At 46.8% G+C, this 21,249-nt stretch carries 19 protein-coding genes; 8 read left to right on the top strand and 11 right to left on the bottom strand.

Features of this window, described 5'->3' with window-relative positions:
* The first annotated feature begins 34 nt into the window (after window positions 1–34).
* Both kdsA and ACLWNV_RS07790 read left to right on the top strand, forming a co-directional pair.
* Window positions 35–889 (top strand): 3-deoxy-8-phosphooctulonate synthase, encoded by an 855-nt coding sequence (gene kdsA / locus ACLWNV_RS07795; protein WP_413587365.1) that lies wholly within the window; start codon window positions 35–37, stop codon window positions 887–889.
* 108 nt (window positions 890–997) lie between these two features.
* Complete coding sequence (locus ACLWNV_RS07790; protein ID WP_413587364.1) at window positions 998–1,915, top strand: S1 family peptidase; 918 nt, start codon at window positions 998–1,000, stop codon at window positions 1,913–1,915.
* A 36-nt stretch (window positions 1,916–1,951) separates the two neighbouring features.
* Here the strand turns inward: ACLWNV_RS07790 and ACLWNV_RS07785 are convergent, their stop codons facing one another.
* From ACLWNV_RS07785 to ACLWNV_RS07760, 6 genes are all read right to left on the bottom strand, one after another.
* Entirely contained in the window at window positions 1,952–2,218 is a 267-nt protein-coding gene (locus tag ACLWNV_RS07785; RefSeq protein WP_413587363.1) for a DUF5985 family protein, read from the bottom strand.
* A gap of 1 nt (window position 2,219) precedes the next feature.
* Window positions 2,220–2,477, bottom strand: a complete 258-nt coding sequence (locus ACLWNV_RS07780; protein ID WP_413587362.1) for a DUF5985 family protein — start codon at window positions 2,475–2,477, stop codon at window positions 2,220–2,222.
* A gap of 2 nt (window positions 2,478–2,479) precedes the next feature.
* Window positions 2,480–2,860, bottom strand: a complete 381-nt coding sequence (locus ACLWNV_RS07775; protein ID WP_413587361.1) for a hypothetical protein — start codon at window positions 2,858–2,860, stop codon at window positions 2,480–2,482.
* Window positions 2,850–4,901, bottom strand: coding sequence for a response regulator (locus ACLWNV_RS07770; protein ID WP_413587360.1), 2,052 nt, complete (start codon window positions 4,899–4,901; stop codon window positions 2,850–2,852). The genes ACLWNV_RS07775 and ACLWNV_RS07770 overlap by 11 nt, the downstream gene beginning before the upstream one ends.
* A 12-nt stretch (window positions 4,902–4,913) precedes the next feature.
* Entirely contained in the window at window positions 4,914–10,220 is a 5,307-nt protein-coding gene (locus tag ACLWNV_RS07765) for a HAMP domain-containing protein (RefSeq protein WP_413587627.1), read from the bottom strand.
* Between the two features lie 443 nt (window positions 10,221–10,663).
* Entirely contained in the window at window positions 10,664–11,038 is a 375-nt protein-coding gene (locus ACLWNV_RS07760) for a hypothetical protein (protein WP_413587359.1), read from the bottom strand.
* Window positions 11,039–11,263: 225 nt separating this feature from the next.
* Between ACLWNV_RS07760 and ACLWNV_RS07755 the strand changes: the two genes are divergently transcribed.
* The 5 genes from ACLWNV_RS07755 (at window position 11,264) to ACLWNV_RS07735 (ending at window position 14,907) form a co-directional block, all read left to right on the top strand.
* The gene (locus ACLWNV_RS07755) at window positions 11,264–12,190 is read left to right on the top strand and encodes a S1 family peptidase (RefSeq protein ID WP_413587358.1); all 927 of its coding nucleotides are present in this window, start codon (window positions 11,264–11,266) and stop codon (window positions 12,188–12,190) included.
* Window positions 12,191–12,301: 111 nt separating this feature from the next.
* A complete protein-coding gene (locus ACLWNV_RS07750) occupies window positions 12,302–12,901 on the top strand; it encodes an LA_2272 family surface repeat-containing protein (protein ID WP_413587357.1) in 600 nt (199 codons plus the stop codon).
* Between the two features lies 1 nt (window position 12,902).
* Window positions 12,903–13,217 carry a putative quinol monooxygenase gene (locus ACLWNV_RS07745; protein WP_413587356.1) on the top strand — a complete coding sequence of 105 codons (315 nt, stop codon included), beginning with the start codon at window positions 12,903–12,905 and terminating at the stop codon, window positions 13,215–13,217.
* A 54-nt stretch (window positions 13,218–13,271) separates the two neighbouring features.
* Window positions 13,272–14,336 (top strand): hypothetical protein, encoded by a 1,065-nt coding sequence (locus tag ACLWNV_RS07740; RefSeq protein WP_413587355.1) that lies wholly within the window; start codon window positions 13,272–13,274, stop codon window positions 14,334–14,336.
* Window positions 14,337–14,481: 145 nt separating this feature from the next.
* On the top strand, window positions 14,482–14,907 hold the full coding sequence (locus ACLWNV_RS07735) for a hypothetical protein (RefSeq protein ID WP_413587354.1): 426 nt from the start codon (window positions 14,482–14,484) through the stop codon (window positions 14,905–14,907).
* A 3-nt stretch (window positions 14,908–14,910) separates the two neighbouring features.
* Here the strand turns inward: ACLWNV_RS07735 and ACLWNV_RS07730 are convergent, their stop codons facing one another.
* The 5 genes from ACLWNV_RS07730 to pheS all read right to left on the bottom strand — a co-directional run bounded on the left by ACLWNV_RS07730 (window position 14,911) and on the right by pheS (window position 20,239).
* Window positions 14,911–15,675, bottom strand: coding sequence for a YoaK family protein (locus ACLWNV_RS07730; RefSeq protein ID WP_413587353.1), 765 nt, complete (start codon window positions 15,673–15,675; stop codon window positions 14,911–14,913).
* A 58-nt stretch (window positions 15,676–15,733) separates the two neighbouring features.
* The gene (locus ACLWNV_RS07725; RefSeq protein ID WP_413587352.1) at window positions 15,734–16,360 is read right to left on the bottom strand and encodes a MerR family transcriptional regulator; all 627 of its coding nucleotides are present in this window, start codon (window positions 16,358–16,360) and stop codon (window positions 15,734–15,736) included.
* On the bottom strand, window positions 16,329–16,664 hold the full coding sequence (locus ACLWNV_RS07720; protein WP_088617065.1) for an integration host factor subunit alpha: 336 nt from the start codon (window positions 16,662–16,664) through the stop codon (window positions 16,329–16,331). Before ACLWNV_RS07720 ends, ACLWNV_RS07725 begins: the two co-directional genes overlap by 32 nt.
* Before the next feature lie 114 nt (window positions 16,665–16,778).
* A complete protein-coding gene (pheT, locus tag ACLWNV_RS07715; protein WP_413587351.1) occupies window positions 16,779–19,178 on the bottom strand; it encodes a phenylalanine--tRNA ligase subunit beta in 2,400 nt (799 codons plus the stop codon).
* Window positions 19,179–19,213: 35 nt separating this feature from the next.
* A complete protein-coding gene (gene pheS / locus ACLWNV_RS07710; RefSeq protein WP_413587350.1) occupies window positions 19,214–20,239 on the bottom strand; it encodes a phenylalanine--tRNA ligase subunit alpha in 1,026 nt (341 codons plus the stop codon).
* 234 nt (window positions 20,240–20,473) lie between these two features.
* Here pheS and ACLWNV_RS07705 point away from each other — a divergent pair, with 234 nt between their 5' ends.
* On the top strand, window positions 20,474–21,085 hold the full coding sequence (locus ACLWNV_RS07705) for a hypothetical protein (RefSeq protein ID WP_413587349.1): 612 nt from the start codon (window positions 20,474–20,476) through the stop codon (window positions 21,083–21,085).
* The last annotated feature ends 164 nt before the right edge of the window (window positions 21,086–21,249 follow it).

Below are 21,249 nucleotides of genomic sequence, written 5' to 3'. Positions count from 1 at the left end.
TTGCCCAGGCTGGCTGGAATGATACAGTTGGCCCATGCAAAATAAAATCGTCAAACTGGGCAATATCGAAGTCGCTAATAACAAACCTTTCGTTCTTTTCGCAGGTATGAACGTTCTGGAAAGTCGCGATCTGGCTATGCAAGTGTGCGAGCACTTCGTAAAGATCACTGACAAGCTTAAAATTCCGTACGTTTTCAAATCCTCCTTTGATAAAGCCAATCGTTCTTCCATCCACTCTTACCGTGGACCGGGCATGGACGAGGGTCTTAAGATTTTTGCTGAACTTAAGAAAACCTTCGGCGTGAAAGTGATCACTGATGTTCATGAAGTGGCTCAGGCAAAACCTGTTTCTGAAGTTGCGGATGTGATCCAGCTTCCTGCATTCCTGGCTCGTCAAACGGACCTGGTGGAGGCAATGGCTCGCACTGGTGCGGTGATCAATGTTAAAAAACCCCAGTTCCTAAGCCCCAGCCAAATGGGCAACATCGTGGAAAAAATCGAAGAGTGCGGGAACGATAAAGTTATTTTGTGTGAACGTGGTTCATGTTTTGGTTACGACAATCTGGTCGTGGACACTTTGGGCTTCAATATTATGAAGAAAGTCTCCAAGGGATCTCCGGTGATTTTGGATGCGACTCACGCTTTGCAGTTCCGCGATCCTATGGGAGCAGCTTCAGCGGGCCGCCGTGGTCAGGTTGCCGAGCTTTCCCGCGCGGGCTTGGCTGTGGGCCTGGCAGGTCTATTCATCGAGGCTCATCCAGATCCAGCGAAAGCAAAATGCGATGGTCCTTCTGCTCTGCCACTGGCGAAGGCTGAAGCATTCCTTCAGCAGATGAAAGCCATCGATGACTTGGTGAAGGCTTTCCCGATCTTGGATACTGAATCCTAATTGAGATAAGCGTCCAAAAAAAGTTTATTACAGGCGCTTAATTTTCTTGCAAATGTGTGGTGGTTCTATAAAAGGACCCCACACTTTTTTTTTGCGGGGAATATTAAGTTGAAATTGCTTAACGCCTTTTTAGTTTTGGTTGCACTTATCTCCATGGGTTGCAGCGCTGTTGACTCCAACTCTCTAACTACAACTTCCAATGATCAAATTATCGGTGGTCAGCTTGTAAAAGCAGACTCTGCCCTTGCTCACAGCGTGGTTGGTATTTACGACGACAATGGTGGCTTCACGTGCACAGGTTCTTTGTTGCCAGGAAATCTGGTTTTGACAGCCGCTCACTGCGTGGGTCAAAAAACTTCGGGCGTCTATATTGTTTTCCACCCCGACATGGAATCGATCCTGAACCTTGGAAAAAACTTCAGCACCTCTCCTGTTGTTCGCCGCGTCATTGCGATGAAAGCTCATGAAGATTTCAACACTGGCGAAGAGAACATGGCGATCTCTGGTAACGACATCGGTTTGATGATGTACGAAGGGACAACTCCTAAGGACTACACTCCGGCTAAAATTCTAACTGAACCGACAGCTTTAAAAAGAGACGCGATGACGATCCTTGCTGGCTACGGAGTTGATTCTGCGGAAGTGATCACGATTGATCCAAAGAAACAAAAAAATCTTCAGGCGATGATCGACCGTGGGGAAGTTTATTGCGATCACGATGACGCTCGCAAAGCCCGTCACTGCGTTCGTGAAGAACTAAGCGGTCCGGCGATTCTTAAAGCGGTGACTGTAAAAATCAAGTACACACCCAACGAAGGCGAAGTTGTTTTGGACCAAACACAAGGTCAGGCCGCTTGCTCTGGTGACTCTGGCGGCCCGGCTTACATCCAGGTTGGTGACGAGTTCCAACTTTGGGGCGTAACCAGCCGTAGCGGTTTGGGCTGCAACACAGACATCATTTATATGAATATCCTGCACTACGCGACGTGGATCACCACCACGGCAAAATCCTTCGGTGCTAAATAATAAAAAAGCGGCTTTCTAAGCCGCTTTTTTTTGCTCTTAGCCGCGGTTCTTATCGACCACTGCGGTAATAATTAACAGAAATGCCAACAGGCGCATCGAAAAGATCCAGGTGTTTTCCTCCCCTTGCGTAGGCATAAACACCAGGAACCATCTTTCTGCTGCGAGAATAAAAAACGAAGCAGCAAACATCGCAAAAAAACGATCCGCTGTTTTTCTCCAAAACTTCAGAAAGAACACTGCTGAAACCAAAGATGCCATCATCACAGCACCATACAAAAACTGTTTAAGTATTTCCTGGCTCATCTTACACCGTATCCCAAATCAGTCCGTAAACCATCGCAGCCATCCCTCCCAAAATAAGCCACGCGCGAATAAGCGACAGGTCATAGTTGGGCCCCAGGGCAAAATCCACAGACAATAAAATATTATTCAAAGCGACTCCCACAAAACAAATACTGCTCCAAAACAGCAGGCGGGAGCGATTACGAAAGTAAGCCCGCCCCAGGAACAGAGCGCAGCCAAAACTGGTTATTGAACACAGTAGATAGACATAAAAAGCCACAATCAGTCCTTTTTGATCTTAAAGGCATTGGCAAAGTCGCGAATGCTGTCGATCGGTTGGGAGTAAATAAAATTGGTAACCGTCGAGCGATGAGAGTTGTAAAGAATCTCCAGCTTGTCGATCAGTAAACTCAGTTCGCCGGCATCATAACGAAAGCTTCCGTTTTCTTCGCGCAGCACACTTATAGCCGCCAGTTCCAGAAGTTGAGAACGTGCATAGCCCGGATTGCTGCGCAACTCGAGACTGACTTCCTCTGGCGTCCAACTGCGCTGTTCATTACGCTTTAATAAAAACAGAACATCTAAAAGAGTGACCGAACGGACGTGCTTTCTGATGAAGTTCTTAATCTCCAGCGAGATATCTCCAGAATCATCAAATGGCACAATGATCCTCCCGCACGCCTTTATCCCTATGGATTCCTGTCAGTAACTCAATCAGCTGATTGAAATTCACAGGCTTCGCCATATGATAAGTGCATCCTGCAGTAATGCTTTTCACTGTCTCCTCCTTAAGTGCGTGGGCTGTCAGCGCTATGATAGGCTTTCTATATCCCTGAGCCCGCAGTCTTCGCGTGGCTTCATATCCATCCATCACCGGCATTTGGATATCCATCAGCACGGCATCGTAGTCATTCGCCAACGCCGCTTCGACACCCTCTTGTCCATTTTCTGCAAACTCAACCTTGGCACCCACGGCGCCCAGGAAGTGAGAAATCAAAGCCTGATTATCTTCGACGTCCTCAACCAAAAGAACCTTCATGCCTTCAAGTTTGCGATTTCCTTTAAAGCTAAAGGTCTTGTCATCATGAGGAGTTGCAAAATTCAAAGTATCAATAAAGAACGTACCCTCAATCGGATCCGCATTCACTTCCACCAGGAAGGTGCTTCCCTTGCCAGGTACGCTGCCCGCCAACGTCACATCCCCACCCATCGCGCGCGCAAGTTGTCGCGACAAAGCCAGACCCAAACCAGTTCCACCAAAATTTCTGGTGGTGGCGCTGTCTTCCTGCACGAAGGGTTGGAAGAGGTGGCTTGCGTGCTCGGGATGAATGCCCACGCCTGAGTCTGAAATATAAAAGCGCATCTTGTTATGAAGTTCCAACCCCGAGCGTGGCACCCACTCGACATCGACGTGGACGTAGCCTTCGCTGGTGAACTTGATAGAGTTCCCAATCAGATTCAGCAGAATTTGGCGCAGTCTGGTTGGATCCGACAAGATCATTTTCGGAATGCTGTTATCCAGTCCGATGCGGAAATCCAGACGCTTATCCAGAGCCTGCAGACGCAACAACGATCTGATGTCGTCCAGAACACTTTCCACGTCGACTTCCACGCGCTCCATTTGCAGACGACCGGCTTCGACTTTGGAAATATCCAGAATTTCATCGATGATTTTTAATAGCTGATCACCATTGCGTTGAACAGTGCGAATCCATTTTGCCCGTTCCTCGGCACTTTGTTCTTCATCGGCCATCAGCTCGGTGAAACCCAAAATAGCATTCATGGGAGTGCGGATTTCGTGGCTCATATTGGCCAGGAAATTGGTTTTTGAAACACTTGCCGCACTGGCCTTTTTTTCTGCATCAATCAGTTTTAGCTCAACGGTTTTTCTATCATGAATATCGGTACAGGTTCCAATCCAGGAACGCACGCCCTGATAGTTGGTATCGGATACGGCCCGTACCCAGAACCAGCGGGCTTCATGGTTTTTATTGTACAATCTGATTTCAGTTTCAAACGGACTGCCATCATCCATGGAATTCATCCAGGTTTTCAAAAATTCCCGCAGATCCTCTTCCTCGACCGCCGATTGCCAGCCATTTCCCAAACTTTGTTCAATGGTCAGTCCCGTGTAATCGGTCCAGCCACGATTGAAGTAATCAAAAGTTCCATCGCCTTTGGCCCGCCAGATGATATGGGGAATCGCATCGGCCAGGCTGCGATAGCGGCGTAAGCTTTCCACTTCCAGCTCCGCCAATCTTAAAAAACGCTCGCGGGCTTCAGAGGCGCGGATCATTTCCGTCTGCTCTTCCAGCTGCTTGGTTTTCAAAAAAAGCTCAACGAACACATTCACTTTGGCTTTTACAATGTGCGGTTCGAAAGGCTTAAAAATATAGTCCACTGCCCCGACTTCGTAGCCCCGGTAAATGTACTGGTCATCTTTGTTGATGGCAGTTACGAAAATAATCGGCGTCTGATGATGTCTTTCGTTAAGACGGATTCTTTGCGCGGTTTCAAAGCCATCCATTCCCGGCATCTGCACATCCAGCAAAATCACCGCGAAATCATACTTATCCAAAAGCTCCAGGGCTTCCTGACCGGATTGCGCCTGCACCAAGTTTACATTGGGGCCGCTTAAAACCGCCTGCAGGGCTAGCAACCCGTCCAGGCGATCATCAACAGTTAGAATATCCACTTTGTTCATGGTCTAAGGCTCCTAAAGAGTCGGGTTCAAAGATGCCTTCGGCAACCACGAATACATTACTGACAACAAGTACGCTTCATCCACGGGCTTCGTCACATAGTCAGACGCCCCGGCAGCCAGGCACTTCTCCCGGTCACCTTTCATGGCTTTAGCGGTCAAAGACACAATCGGCAAATCCTGGAACTGTTCGATCTTACGAATCTCGCGGATTGCTTCAAGACCATCCATTTCCGGCATCATCGTATCCATTAACACCAAATCAGTGTCTGGATTTTCATTCAGTGTCTTAATACCCTGCTTGCCATTTTCCGCAAAGATCACATTCATGCCGCGCATTTTCAGCACACTGCTTAACGCGAAAACATTACGAACATCATCATCCACGATCAAAATTTTACGACCGGTAAAATCCGCATCATTTGGAAGTGGTGACACTTCCGCATTTTCATCACGAACATTTATAGTGGTACCTTCAGGTGCGGTGTATTTGACCGGCAAAATAAGCTGGAAGCTACTACCCTGACCTGGCGTACTTTCAACGCTGATCAGACCACCCAATAGGCGCGCAATTTCGCGACTGATGGTTAGTCCCAAACCCGTACCGCCATATTTGCGGCTGGTAGTTCCATCAGCTTGCTGGAAGGCCTCAAAGATAAGTTTTTGCTTATCGGCTGGAATACCAATACCGGTATCCTGAACGCGGAACACAATCGCGCCACCTGGATAATTTCCAGCAGCATCATAGCTGACATCCATATTCACATGCCCTTTGTCTGTGAACTTAAAGGCATTGGATAACAGGTTTTTCAGGATTTGGTGCAGACGATTTTCGTCCGTCACCATCGCTTTCGGTAAATCCGGTGAAGCTGTGATCAGGAATTCAAGACCCTTATGTTCCGCCACTGGACGGAATGTTTGCTCAAGGTATTCCTGAACTTCCTTGATTTCGACAACCTTCGGTGTGACTGGCATTTTGCCAGCTTCCACTTTGGAAAGATCCAGAATTTCGTTAATCAAAGCCAACAGGTCCTGACCCGCGGAATGCACCGTGCTTGCGAACTTCACCTGCTCGCCGCTTAAATTTTTCTCGCGGTTGTCCGCCAGAGTTTTTGAAAGAATCAACAAGCTGTTCAGCGGTGTTCTTAGCTCATGGGACATGTTCGCCAGGAATTCAGATTTATACTTGGAAATAAGCGACAACTGCTCCGCTTTTTCTTCAAGCGAGCGGCTGGCAAGCTCAACTTCCTGGTTTTTAACTTCCAGAAGTTTCGCTTTGTCTTCCAGTTCTTTTGCCTGTGCTTCCAGCTCGACGTTAGAACGTTTCAGTTCCTGCAGAAGTTCCTCAGTTCTCATACTGGATGAAATCATATTCAGGATAACCCCGACAGAGTCCATCAACTGATCCAGGAAATTGATATAGTTCGAAGTGAATGGCGTTAATGACGCCAACTCAATCACGGCCTTCAACTCTCCCTCGAACAGAACGGGAAGAACGATAATGTTACGTGGTTTTTCCTCCACGATGCTGGAGCTGATCATGGCGTAATCGCCCTGAGGATTGGTCAGAAGAATGCGTTTTTTCTCGAACGCACACTGTCCCACCAGTCCTTCTTTAAGTTTGTATTTATTAGAAACAGAACGACGTTCAGAGAACGCATAGCTTGCGATCAGATTCAAAGAACTCTCTGCACCCTCGTTTTCAAGCATGAAGAACGTACCTTGTCTTGCATCCACCAGCGGCGTCAGCTCTGACATGATCAACTGAGCTACCGACGCGATACTGCGCTGACCCTGCATCATACCCGAGAATTTTGCGAGGTTGGTTTTTAGCCAGTCCTGCTCGTTATTTTTTTGTGTCGTATCTTTTAAGTTGCTGATCATCTGATTGATATTTTCAGACAGGGCTGCAACTTCGCCTTCAGCCTCTACCGAGATAGAACGGGTTAAGTCACCCTTTGTTACCGCCGTCGATACTTCCGCGATGGCACGAACCTGCGCCGTTAAGTTTCCGGCCAGCTGATTCACGTTATCCGTTAAGTCTTTCCACGTACCAGAGGCACCCGGAACGCTTGCCTGACCACCCAGTTTTCCTTCGATACCCACCTCACGGGCAACCGTTGTTACCTGATCGGCGAATGTTCTTAAGGTATCAGTCATCGAGTTGATCGTTTCAGCAAGGGCTGCGACCTCCCCTTTGGCTTCAAGGACGAATTTTTGATTCAAGTCCCCGTTTGCAACCGCTGTTACGACTTTCACGATACCACGTACCTGAGTCGTCAGATTCGAAGCCATGAAATTTACGTTATCTGTTAAGTCTTTCCAGGTTCCCGCAACACCCGGCACGCGTGCCTGGGCTCCAAGTTTTCCTTCGATACCCACTTCGCGGGCAACCGTCGACACCTGATCAGCAAATGTTCTTAAAGTATCAGTCATCGAGTTGATAGTTTCAGCAAGTGCTGCAACTTCCCCTTTGGCTTCAAGAACGAATTTTTGATTTAAGTCCCCGTTTGCAACGGCAGTTACGACTTTGACGATACCACGAACCTGTTTGGTCAGATTCGAGGCCATGAAATTTACGTTATCTGTTAAGTCTTTCCACGTACCGGAAACCCCACGCACTTCGGCCTGGCCTCCCAGTTTTCCTTCGGTACCCACTTCTTTCGCAACACGAGTCACCTCGGCAGCAAAGGAGTTCAGCTGATCCACCATGGAGTTGATCGTGTTCTTAACTTCCAGGATTTCCCCGCGGGCATCGACCGTGATTTTTTGTGACAAGTCACCGTTGGCAACCGCAGTCGTTACTTTTGCGATATTACGAACCTGTGCAGTCAGATTTCCTGCCAGACCATTTACGTTATCTGTTAAGTCTTTCCACGTACCAGAGACCCCTTGTACTTCGGCCTGACCGCCCAGCTTCCCTTCAGTACCCACCTCTTTTGCAACACGAGTTACCTCGGCCGCGAAGGAGTTTAACTGGTCCACCATGACGTTGATTGTATTCTTTAATTCAAAGATCTCGCCTTTGGCATCAACCGTGATCTTTTGTGACAAGTCACCCTTAGCAACCGCAGTGGTTACTTTGGCGATGTTACGTACCTGATCGGTTAAGTTTCCAGCAAGACTGTTTACGTTGTCCGTCAGATCTTTCCACGTACCAGATACACCTTTTACGTCGGCTTGTCCGCCCAGCTTACCTTCAGTACCCACTTCTTTTGCCACACGAGTTACCTCGGCAGCGAAGGAGTTTAACTGATCCACCATGACGTTGATTGTATTTTTTAATTCAAAGATTTCACCGCGGGCATCAACCGTGATTTTTTGAGACAAGTCACCTTTGGCAACCGCAGTGGTTACTTTCGCGATATTACGTACCTGCGCGGTTAGATTTCCGGCAAGACCATTTACGTTATCGGTTAGATCTTTCCAAGTTCCCGATACACCGGATACTTCGGCCTGACCGCCCAGTTTTCCTTCTGTACCCACCTCTTTCGCAACACGAGTTACCTCGGCAGCGAAGGAGTTTAACTGATCCACCATGACATTGATGGTATTTTTCAGTTCAAAGATTTCGCCCTTGGCATCAACTGTGATTTTTTGGGACAAGTCACCTTTAGCAACCGCTGTCGTCACTTTCGCGATATTACGAACCTGCGCGGTTAGATTTCCGGCAAGGCTGTTTACGTTGTCCGTCAGATCTTTCCAGGTACCAGACACACCTTTTACATCGGCCTGTCCACCCAGCTTACCTTCAGTACCCACCTCTTTTGCCACACGAGTTACCTCGGCCGCAAATGAGTTCAGCTGATCCACCATGACGTTGATAGTGTTTTTAAGTTCTAAGATCTCGCCCTTGGCATCAACTGTGATTTTTTGCGACAAATCCCCGTTGGCAACAGCAGTGGTAACTTTTGCGATGTTACGAACCTGCGCTGTTAAGTTATTTGCAAGACCATTTACGTTGTCGGTTAGATCTTTCCAGGTACCAGACACGCCTTTTACGTCAGCTTGTCCACCCAGCTTACCTTCAGTACCCACGTCTTTCGCAACACGCGTTACCTCTGCGGCAAAAGAGCGCAGCGTATCCACCATCGTATTGATGGTGTCTTTTAGTTCCAGGATCTCGCCCTTGGCATCAACTGTAATTTTTTGTGATAAGTCACCATTTGCAACGGCAGTGGTAACTTTGGCGATATTACGAACCTGCGCTGTTAAGTTATTCGCCAAGCCATTTACGTTGTCGGTTAGGTCTTTCCACGTACCAGACACACCTTTTACGTCGGCCTGACCACCCAGCTTACCTTCAGTACCCACGTCCTTTGCAACACGTGTTACTTCGGCTGCAAATGAGCGGAGCTGATCCACCATGACGTTGATCGTATTTTTTAATTCAAAGATTTCCCCGCGGGCATCAACTGTAATTTTTTGTGATAAGTCACCGTTGGCAACCGCCGTGGTAACTTTTGCGATATTACGAACCTGAGCTGTTAAGTTATTCGCAAGACCGTTTACGTTATCGGTTAAGTCTTTCCATGTACCGGAAACACCTTTTACGTCGGCCTGACCACCCAGGCGACCTTCTGTACCCACCTCTTTCGCAACACGAGTTACCTCGGCTGCAAATGAAGAAAGCTGATCCACCATGACGTTGATCGTATTTTTTAATTCAAAGATTTCCCCACGGGCATCAACCGTGATCTTTTGTGACAAGTCACCTTTGGCAACCGCAGTTGTTACTTTTGCGATATTACGTACCTGGTCAGTCAAATTTCCGGCCAAGCTATTTACGTTATCAGTAAGATCTTTCCAAATACCGGAAGCACCGCGAACATCCGCCTGACCGCCCAGTTTCCCTTCGGTACCCACCTCTTTCGCAACACGAGTTACCTCGGATGCAAACGAGTTCAGCTGATCCACCATCGAGTTTACGGTTGTACCGATACGGAAGAACTCCCCTTTTACCGGGCGTCCATCGATTTCCAAAACCATCTTGGAAGACAAGTCACCTTTGGCCACCGAGGTGATGACACGGGCTACTTCCTGAGTTGGTTGAACCAGGTCACCGATAAGTAAGTTCACCGAATCTACGCTTGTCGACCACGCGCCTTTCACTGAACCCATCGAGACACGCTCGTTCATTTTACCTTCTTGACCCACCGTCGAACGAACTCGAACAAATTCATCCGCCATGTTTTCATTCAGTTCAATGATGTCATTCAGTACTTCGCCGATTTCAGCGATAATGCCTTCTTGATTCAATGGCATTCGAACTGCGAAGTCCCCGCGGCGCACCGCTTTGACTGTGAAGAGAAGTTGCCGCAATTGTTCTTTAGCTGCTGAATCCAAGCCCAGTGTCTGAGATGAAAATTCCAGGTCATCAGCCAGGGATTTTTTCTGTTTTGTTTTTTTAGCAGACAAAGCTTTTTTGCCTTCAGTAAAAGGCTTTAGTTTTGTAGAAATATTCTTGGCAGATTTTTCTTTTACTTCCGATGCGGAATCGACTTTCGCCACAAAGGCCCCCTCAGTTGTTCGATTCCTTTAATTAACCTTAGGTCATTTTTGATATGTAACTAAAACGTCTGTATTACACGGACTTAATCGTCTTAACTACATGGGGTCAATTACAGAACAGTCATTTGAAATGGGAGTGGAAGAGTTTTAAATTTATCCCCGAGAAATCAAGATGTTAAGAAAACGCAACATCTTACAAAAACTAAAAAACCGCAACTTCGTGCGGTTTTTTTCTTCTGATATTTTCGATTTTTTTATGGCTTCAACAAAAACAATTCAGACTCTTTTGTGTGCTTATCGTGCACTTTGATTTTGATTTCTTTTTTAGGAGCGACGTCATCTTTGAACTTATATCCCTCAGCAACAGAAACTAAATCCAACTGCTGCTCTAATCCTTTGGCATCCGTAGTTGCAGCAGAAACTGAATAGCGTGACGCGCTTAAACCTTTCACAGTTTTTCCCACCAAGGAAACACGGAAAGTTTTGGACTTCATATCATAGTCCACTGCAAACAAACGGCCCTTGCGGGGAACAATCGTGTTTTCAAAATAAGGCCCTTCTTCCTGAGCACTCACAACGCCGGTAAATAGAATCACGACTGAAAATAAACTGATAATCACTGCCTTCATAGATTTCCTCTCGACAAATTCATTGTTAGGCATCTTGTTTTAGAGAGCAAACCATAAATTCGATGACATTCATTGAAGCTGCAAACAGCGATTTTTCCAGACCTTTTTGGACCGAGTGTCGAGGTTTTAGACATAAACCTATGGGCTTTAGAAATAATTATCGGGGGCTGGTAAAGAGTGAAAACGAGGCTAGAATACTCTCTTCGTAAAGGGACGATTTTCAACATGAAATTAGCTGGTTTCCTGACTCTTCTTACATCACTTGTTTTGGCTGCCTGCACCCCGGGTGGTTTTGATTCTGTGCAAGTGCAGGATGCAGAAGCGATCATCGGTGGAAAGATCGTTAAGAAAGACTCCCCTATCGCAAAAAGCACCGTCGGCATCTATGACATTTCGACATCCATGCTGTGCACAGGAATTTTACTGGAAAACAATATCGTGCTAACAGCCGCACATTGTGTGAATCCTGATATCGACGAGACGTTTGTTTTTTTCACGACCGACATGGAATCCATCATCGACAGCTATGATGCCATTCACAAATCTGCAAAAACACGACGTGTAACGGCTGCCATCGTTCATACTGAGTTTAAAAGCCCTGAGGAAATCAGAGGAACATCCAACCCCGCCAACGACATTGCGCTTTTAAAGTTTAAGGGCTCGGTGCCAGGCGGATACAAACCCGCAAGTATTCTAAGTGCCAAAGAAGTTCTTAAGCCCGGTACCAATGTGATCGTGGCAGGCTACGGTGTGGATTCTGATGAGGTCACGGAACTCGATCCCGAGAAAACAGAGGACCTTCAGGCCCTGGTGGATGAGGGTATTGCGATCTGCTATTTCGATGACGACGCAAAAAAAGATCGCTGTGTGACCGAAAAAATGTCTGGTCTCTCTATTTTGAAATCGACATCAGTAAAAATCGGCAGCATTCCGAATCCCTATGAGTTTATTTTGTTGCAAGACAAAACTCACGGGCCGTGCACGGGTGACTCCGGTGGACCGGCATTTATTAAATCAGGTTCCAAGTATTTCGTTTGGGGAATCACCAGTCGTGGGGACATTGGCTGCTCCACTCGCACGTATTACACCAGCATTCTGGCGTACAAGACGTGGATACTTGAAAACAGTGCACGACTGTTTCCGTACAAATAAGCTTTGCATCCGCTCCGGCAAATTCCACGTCCTATGAAATAAAAATCCACCTAAGTCGGGATCTCCTGCAGATTGTTTGCTGTGCGGGAGATGATGTTTTTATCATGGGATATGAAAATAAAATTACTACTTCCGCTTATGGTTTCTCTTTCTTTGATCACTTCACAAAGCTTTGCCGCTTTCACTCCGTTATCAGTGGCGATTATTCCTCCAGTGCAGTTTCCTCCAGAGGACTTCTCTATCACGGGTTTGCGTTTAAGTGCCCTGTGGGGTCAGCACCGTGATGTCTATGGTATTGACCTTGGGCTTTTGGGAAATATCACTGAGCAAAGTTTTGTCGGCGTCGGTATATCCGGTGTCTTCAATGCCACTTACGGCACCACTCGCATTATCGGTTTGCAGTTAGCGGGTATGGGAAACTACAACAAACAAAAAACTTCAGTGGTCGGTCTGCAGGCAGCACTTATGACAAACTATAACGTTGCAGAAAGCAGCGTCTACGGTGTGCAGCTGTCCCTGGCTAATATCAGTGCTCACACCGATATCTATGGTTTGCAACTGGGAGTTTATAACCGCGCAAAATCCGTTTACGGCTTTCAAATCGGTTTGATCAACGTCACAGACAACTTACATGGTTTGCAAATCGGCCTGGTTAATATGAACAACACCGGACCATTTAAAATTTCCCCCATCCTGAACGTGGGGTTCTAATATGTCAGTGGCGCGCATAAACACCTTCATCGCGAAAAATGATTCAGCGGATGAACTGCGCGCCTTCCTTTCTGACGTCTGCAGCCACATCCGAAAGTGCCCTGGGAATCTTTCCGCCGAGCTTATGCAGAATCAGGACAGAACTTCGGAATTCGTGGTGGTCGAGCATTGGACCACCAAAGAGGCTCATCAAAATTCAGCCAAGGAAATCCCGGCTGACCAAATGGAGAAGGCCCTTTCCTTGCTTGCGTCCAAACCTACCGGCACTTACTTCAACGATTTCAGCCTGGAACTATCGGAACAGGATTACTTCTAAGATCCTTTCACCCATCAAAGGTCCGGCCTCGCTGATTCCCAGATTCCGGCACGAATGAATCTGCTAGTATTAAATCATATGAAAATTCTGATCGTTTTAACCGTTTTGATTCCCTTTGTCTCCTCAGCCGAGATTACTTTCAGTAAAAAAGAAAACAAAGTGATGATGTCTGGGAAGTGCACAGAGCTTCAGGCGGAAATCCCATCGCTTTCACAATGGACGATTAATAGCAAAGCCGGCAACGGGTGCGAGAATCTATCCCCAGCTGGCCAGTATGAAGATTTTTGCGCTTATAATGTAACCTCCTGTGTTCCTGAGCACGTGGTTAAGTATCAAAATGCAAATCCAGAAATCGACGGACCGAATTGCTGGAACTTGTCCCTGGTAATGAAAGGCATTCTTCCGCATTTGCGCTATACAACGCCCCAGGAAATGAACTTCTATATGGCTCCTCCGCTGTGCCGACAACTTAAAGACAGCGAACCACGCCAAGCCGGCGACATCGGCGCTATTCGCAGCATCGCAAACGGTGCCATCAATGAATCTCACGGTTTTATTTATATTTCTGAAAAATTAAGCTACTCCAAAAACGGAGCTACAAAAAGATCCCCTTACGCCCTTCAGTCTCTTGATGGAGTCCTGGGAGCGTATGGCGTTCCAAGAAATGCCGACTGCCGTAAAAACGAAATCACCAATACAAACTGCAAAAACGCTGTGTCTTATTTCCGCTGTCAGTCCTTGGACAGCTACATGGCTTCGCACCAGGAAATTCCCGACAAAGTTAAAAAATTCTTCTCTGAATCTGCAAAAGCTGAAAATTGCATCTCCGAGCAAACCATGAAAGGCAAAGCCCTTACGGCTGAAGCCGTTCAGAACATCACCGATGCATCGCTTTCTTTGACGGTTTTTGCAAATCAGATCAAACAAGACATTGAATTTAAAAAACTGCCCGCTGATGAACAATCCTTTATTGCAAATGCGTTGTTTTTCCGGCTGCAGGGAATCAGCACTCAGCTCTCCATCAACAATGAAAAGTTCCTGGCTGATAGCACGTCTATCCTTACTCGTTCATTTGTGGATAATTTCAACTCCTATGCGGATCAGAAAAAATCCAAATAACTCCAGCGGATAGAGACGGAGTCAGGATCAGAGAAGTTAATACAATGCGCCTTAAGCATAATAACTTTAAAATTCTTAATTTTACTTGAGCGTCTGCTACGGCTACAACATGCGGGATTTCAATAATTAACCAAGGAACTCCCACATGAAACTGATGCTTTCTATTTTTGCTGTCGCTTTATCTTTTAGCCTTTCGGCACAAGCCAAATCCGTATCCTGCCAATCCCTTGAAAAGGTTGAAGGCTGGAAGGGCTTCAGAACTTTTGATTTTGCGAACTTTTCTGCGGAAATCATTTCTAACCAGGAATTGCAGCAAGCCGAGATCAACGGTGCATTCGCTGCAACAGTTGAGAAATCCACTGTGATCGTGAAAGAAGACGCAGCAAAAAGCCCGTACTACACAGCTTACGCAAATTTCACCAGCCTTGAGGACGCTTGGTGCTGGTACAGCCCGTTTTTGCCAAAGTTTATGAATGATCTTGAATCCGGTCGCGAGTTCAAAGGCTACATCAACCGAGTTTGCGAAGGTGGCAATCGCCAAAACATCGCACTAAAATGTGTGATCCAATAGCTCTTACGAATTCTTTTTACGGGGGTTGATGATCTGAAAATAGATCATCGACACCAGCAGGATCCCGGAGGTAAATGCCGGGATCAAAAATCCCCAGAATTTTGCCACTGGGAAGACAAATCCTCCCACCACTGATCCTAAAACAAACATTGAGATAATTCCGATACGCATGAAGGTGGCCTTGTGCTCACTCTCCAGCAACTCCTGATGTTCGGCCGCAAGAATGTTTTTGTTAAACAAGCGAACCAGACCAATTCCCAAATCCGTCGTAATCCCCGTTAAATGCGTCGTGCGCACCACAGATCTGGAAACGCTTGTGATCGTACCGTTCTGAATTCCGCAGGTAAAACAAAGAACGATCAACAGCAGGTAACCCAAACGGTCTTCTTCTAATGGTAATCCGAAAGGACCAAACCATCCCATCCAGCCACCAAAGGTCGCAAGGAGGGTTAATACAAAGATCACTGCATAGGCCAGATAGTAACGAGGCTTTTTATGAAGCTTTAAACGGATATCCACCAGATAGCCGCTGACCATGGCACCGAACAGGAAAAACAGCGGTACCACCAACATACCCCAGGCATGTCCCCGATCCCGCAGACTGTATTCATAACCAAAAAACGTCGCAAACCCTGTGACGTGAGATACGAAACGGTGGCAGGCCATAAAGCCGCCCATATTAAGCACTCCCGCCTGAAATGCCATCAGCATCCAGATCGTGATATTACTGCGTGTATAGTGAGAGATGGATTCGTTACCGTAAAGCATGTCGCCCGCGTGCCTTCGAGATAAAAAAAGGGCTTCGTTTCCGAAGCCCTTTTGAGATTTACATAAACATTCCGCGAAGTTTGCGGATATCCGTCAACAATCCCTCGACCATTTCGTTCACATTGTCGAGTTTGTGATAGACCTGACTCATGTCTTTTTCTTTGCGCACATGAGCTTTCAATTCCTTCATCGCGTTTCTTGCGCCTTCAATCGAAAAACGATCACGGTGCAAAAGTTTGCGAATCAGAAGAGCATTCTCAACATCCTTGCGTGTGTACATGCGCTGATTGTTGGAAGCCTTTTTAGGTTTTAGAACATCAAACTCAGTTTCCCAGTAACGAAGAACGTATTGTTTGATTCCCAAAATCTCAGCCACATCGCCGATTTTAAAAGCCATTTTATTCGGGATCGCCTTGATCTCATCCATCAGCTTATCATCACAAAGCATGGCAGGGATTGAGATTTGCTGAGCTTGAACCGTTTCCGGATTTACTCCAACGGATTCAGCTTCCACGAATTCCAGATGTTGATCGCCCAGGGACAGTTCAGAGCTGTCAAAGCTCATTTGCCCGTCATTGGAGAACTGATCAACGATTGGAGTCATCGGATACTCAGTGCGCTCGCTGGTTGCTGTCGCCGTATCCGCTTCAGGACTATTCATCGTCGCCGTAGTCATCATCGTCATCGTCATCATCCTTGAGATGTTCGTACTCCTCGCCATTCAACATTGCCTTCAACACTTGCGAAGGACGGAATGTTAGAACGCGACGAGCAGAGATTTTGATTTGTTCGCCTGTTTGTGGGTTACGACCGATACGCTCGTTCTTGCCACGCACGACGAAATTTCCAAATCCAGAAATCTTAACTTTATCGCCATTTTGCAAAACATGCTTCAAGGTATCGAAGCATAATTCAACCAGCTCAGAGGCTTCTTTTTTAGAGAAACCGATCTTCTGGTAGACGTTTTCGACGATATCGGCCTTCGTCACAGTTGATTTACCCAAGTTTTGGCCAGCCATTGTGATCCTTCACTTTTCCCACCACGTAAAACCCGTGGTATTAATTAACTAAAGCGTAACAAGCTCCTGAAAACAATCAAGAATTTATCTCACAGAAAGATCAAAATTCTTCTTCAAAGACTCTAGAACCTTCGTTGTCACTCCTGAGATCTGCTCTTCTTGCAGTGTGCCATTCTTGTCCTGAAGCCACAAACGGATCGCCACGGACTTCTTACCCGCCTCCATTTTGTCGCCTTCATACAAGTCAAACACGTCCACATTCACCAGAAGCGCACCCGCTGCTTTGCGGATGTCTTTCAGAACGTCGCCCACTTTCAATGTTTTTGGCATCACGAAAGCAAAGTCACGTTCAACAACCTGGAACTTGGAAACGCTTTGAATACGGAATGGACGAGGTTGACCTTTGTACAATTGCTCAAGGTCGAACTCACCCACCGCTGCAGGAACACGAATTTTCGCATCATCCAAAAGAACTGGATGAAGAGTTCCGATGAAACCCACTTTCTTACCTTCGACAAGCAACTGAGCATATTGACCCGAGTGCATGAACGCTGGAACTTCTGCTTTGTTAGCCGGAGTGACCCATGTGTAAGAGGAGATATTCAAAGATTTCAAAAGAGTCTCAACCGATGCTTTCAACTCAAACACAATTGGATAATCCAAAGATTTATTCCAAAGGTTTTCGTTGCGGCCCCATAGAGCAAAACCCAGTCGTGGGTTTTCACCGTAAGACCCATCATCGCCCGTAAAGAAAGTGCTGCCGATTTCAAACAAACGACCCATCATGTTGCCATAGTGGAAGTTCGTCGTAAGGTTACGGAAAAGACCAAAGCTCAAAGAAGATCTCATCACGTCCACCTCTTCATTCAGTGGATTCATGATGCGGATTTCTTTTGCTGTGGCATTAAGCCCAGCTGCTTTCATAGTCGATACATCGCCCAAGAAAGCTTTTTCAGCTTTAGAACCCACGAAAGCAAAGTTAAATGCCTGCTGGAAACCATCTGCGCGCACAAGTTCGCTTACTGACTTATTCAGCAAGAAACCTTTATCGTGATGAGCAGGTGGATTGGTGAATACCGGCAACGCTTCAGGGATATGGTCGTAACCATTTAAGCGCGCGTATTCCTCAACCAAGTCCATGTCTTGCTCTAGGTCAAAACGGAATGTCGGAGGCAAAACTTTGAAAGTCTCGCCATTTTTCTCAATGCCGCAGCCCAGACGTTTCATATAATCCACGAATTGGTCTTCAACGGCTGTGTAACCCAGGCGATCAGACACTGTTTTAACAGTGATTGAAATCGGATTTTTCTTAACAGGGTTTGGATAGAAATCGTGGTGATCAGCATACGCCTCGCCACCAGCCACTTCCAAAATCAAAGCAGTCGCGCGGTTCAAACCACGCAAAGCCCCGTCTGGATCCACCCCGCGGGAAAAGCGGTAAGCAGAATCCGTATCGACACCGTGAGTACGGGATGTTTTACGAGCGCTCATTGGCACAAAGTAAGCGGATTCCAGGAATACTTCTGAAGTCGCCTCAGTCACGCCGGAGTTTTTACCACCGACAACACCCGCCAAACACATTGGGTGAGAGGCATCACGGATTGTCAGTTCATCGCCGTTCAAGGTTTTCTCTGTACCATCCAAAGTGATGAATTTTTCGCCTGCCGTCGCGCGGTCCACGATCACTTTTTTACCACCGATGAACTTGGCATCGAAAGCATGTAGCGGCTGTCCCAACTCCATCATCACGAAGTTTGTCACGTCGACGATGTTATTGATCGAATTCATACCCACTGATTCCAGGCGGTGTTTCAACCAAGCTGGAGATGGACCTACCTTAACCCCTTTGATCACACGAGCCGTGTAACGAGGGCAAAGATCGAAAGCCTTTACTTCCAAAGCGATTTCGCTCTTGGAAGACTTAGTGCCCAGTTTTGGTTCTGCTTTCGGAGATTTCAATTCTTTGGAGAGCAAACATGCCACTTCACGAGCCAAACCAAAGTGGCTCAAGCAGTCTGCGCGGTTCGGAGTTACTTTTAGTTCAAAAGTAATATCGTCGTAACCGCCGTACTCAGCATAAGACTTTCCAATCGGAGCGTCGCTTGGAAGAATCTCGATACCGTCAGATTCTTTAGCTAGGCCCAACTCTTTCAAAGAGCAAAGCATGCCGGCTGAATCCACACTGCGAACTGCAGATTTTTTAATCGCGAAATTGCCCGGCAAAACTGCGCCTGGCAAAGCCACGATCACACGGTCGCCTGCTTTGTGATTTTGCGCACCACAAACGATTTGATGAACCACATCGCCCGTAGAAACACGGCACACAGAAAGCTTATCTGCATTCGGGTGTTTGTCTTTTTCAAGGATGTGACCAATCACCACGTGATTGAAATCTTTCGCCAGGTTTGTGATCTCTTCAACCTCAAGACCTGCACGAGTCAGCGTTTCAGCAAGTTCTTCTGGCTTTGTGAAGAACTCTTTCACATCTACATATTCTTGGAGCCATTTTAAACTGATCTTCATTTTACAAACTGCCTTAAGAAACGAACGTCATTTTCAGGGAACAAACGGATGTCTTCGATGCCGTACTTGATGATGGCCATACGCTCAACACCAAATCCGAATGCGAAACCTTGATATTTTGGATATTCAATTTTCGCCATTTGGAAAACTTTTGGATTTACCAAACCGCAACCGCCGATTTCGATCCAACCTGTTTGCTTGCACAGACTGCAGCCTTTGCCTTTACAAATTGGGCAAGAGCAATCCACTTCCGCAGAAGGTTCTGTGAATGGGAAAAAGCTTGGACGGAAACGGGTTTTCAAACCCGGACCGAAGTATTCACGAACAAAGAAACTGATCGTGCCTTTAAGATCCGCCATGGAAACTTTCTCGTCCACGCACAAAGCTTCGATCTGATGGAAGTTTGGCAAATGAGAAATATCGCTATCGCAACGGAATACAGGACCAGTCCCGATCACGCGCAATGGAAGCTTTTCAGTTTCCATCGTGTGGATTTGGATTGGCGAAGTGTGAGTTCTCAACACGTGAGTTTTGTCGATGAAGAAAGTATCTTGCATGTCACGAGCCGGGTGATCTGCAGGAATATTCAACGCTTCAAAGTTGTAGTAATCTTTTTCGATCACAGGACCTGTGCGCACGGAATAACCCAGGCGGGACATGATCGTAAAGATCTCCTCGATGACCATGTTCACGGGATGTTGTGAACCTTTGGCGCGAGAAGCACTTGGCAAAGTAAGATCCAGCTCTTCAGCCGCCATCTTTGCACCAATCTCAGATTTTTTAAGTGCTTCTTCTGCTTCTGTGTAAGCAGCTTCAAGAACTGCTTTCACTTCATTGACCTTCTTACCAAAAAGAGGTTTTTCCTCTTTCGGCAACGAGGCCATTTCTTTCATGATTTCTGTAAGAGAACCACTTTTCCCAAGGTATTGAACCTTCAGATCGTAGAGTTCCTTAGAGCCCGGGGCTGCTTTGAAAGCCGCCAGTGCCGCTTCTTTGATGGAATCGAGTTTGGACGTTGTCATAGTGATCAGTTATCCCGCCAAAAGCCCCTATTTTCAAGCATTTGGCCTGCATAGCCCATGGCAGCAACGGCAACATGCTTTGGAATTAAGCAAAACCGCCCAGGAAGCGGTGAAAAAACCCTGTATCAAGATGAGATTGTCCCTGGAAAAATCAACATTTGTACCATGAGAAACAGGTCCAGAACCGTTCAGTCGATCTCTAGGGCCGCCGATATATTCCCTATGGGAGTCGTTATGAAATACTTGCTTTTAGCTCTGGCAATCCTGACATATTCACACCAAAGCTTTGCTCAATTGGATTCGGATATCGAAGCCGAAATGTCCATGGGCATGTCTGAGGAAGCAAAAATCGATGCTCAAGAGCAGAAGAAATTTTTGGAACGCGAAAAAGTTCGTCGCGAACAAATGCGCCAGCAAGCCGTAAAAACAGCGAGCGAAGCCAAAAACCTGGAAGCCGCCGCGGCTCGTGAAGCGCAGATGACCCGGGTTGAAAAAGAGCGCCTGACGGTGCAGGTAAAAGAATATCAACGCCAAATCAAAATGAACGAAGACCGCAAAGCCAAAGCCCAAAAGGAAATCAATTACCAAAAGGCCGAGGCCGAGCGCTATAAGAAGTTCGCCCAGGAATACAAAGACAAGCGCGATGTTTCCAACAAGGAAATCGAACGCTTAAACGAAGATGGTCGCAATATCGCCAAATGGACTCAGGAAGCAAAAACAGAGGCTGCCCGCGCGCAGCGTGATGCCGCTTACGCTGCTGCTAAAGCCAAGCAACAAGAGGCGTATAACGAAAGAGCCCGTCAAAACGGCAACCGCATCCACCGCAGCATCAGTTCCGAGAGATAGTTCGATCTAAAACAGACATCCCAAGGGCGGCCACAAGCTGCCCTTTTTCATTCCCAAAACCCAGGCTTTGAGTGTCTAATATCCCGACGATTCCCCTGGGGCCCGGGGGCTTTTTACAGGGACCTAACCCCTGCCACCTTCTTTTCCTGAAGAAATAAGCTAAA

Origin of the sequence: Bdellovibrio sp. HCB274 (genome assembly GCF_047306075.1) — a bacterium.
GTDB lineage: Bacteria > Bdellovibrionota > Bdellovibrionia > Bdellovibrionales > Bdellovibrionaceae > Bdellovibrio.
The sequence above is the reverse complement of the archived record's forward strand: the minus strand, read 5'-3'. Positions and strand labels throughout refer to the sequence as shown.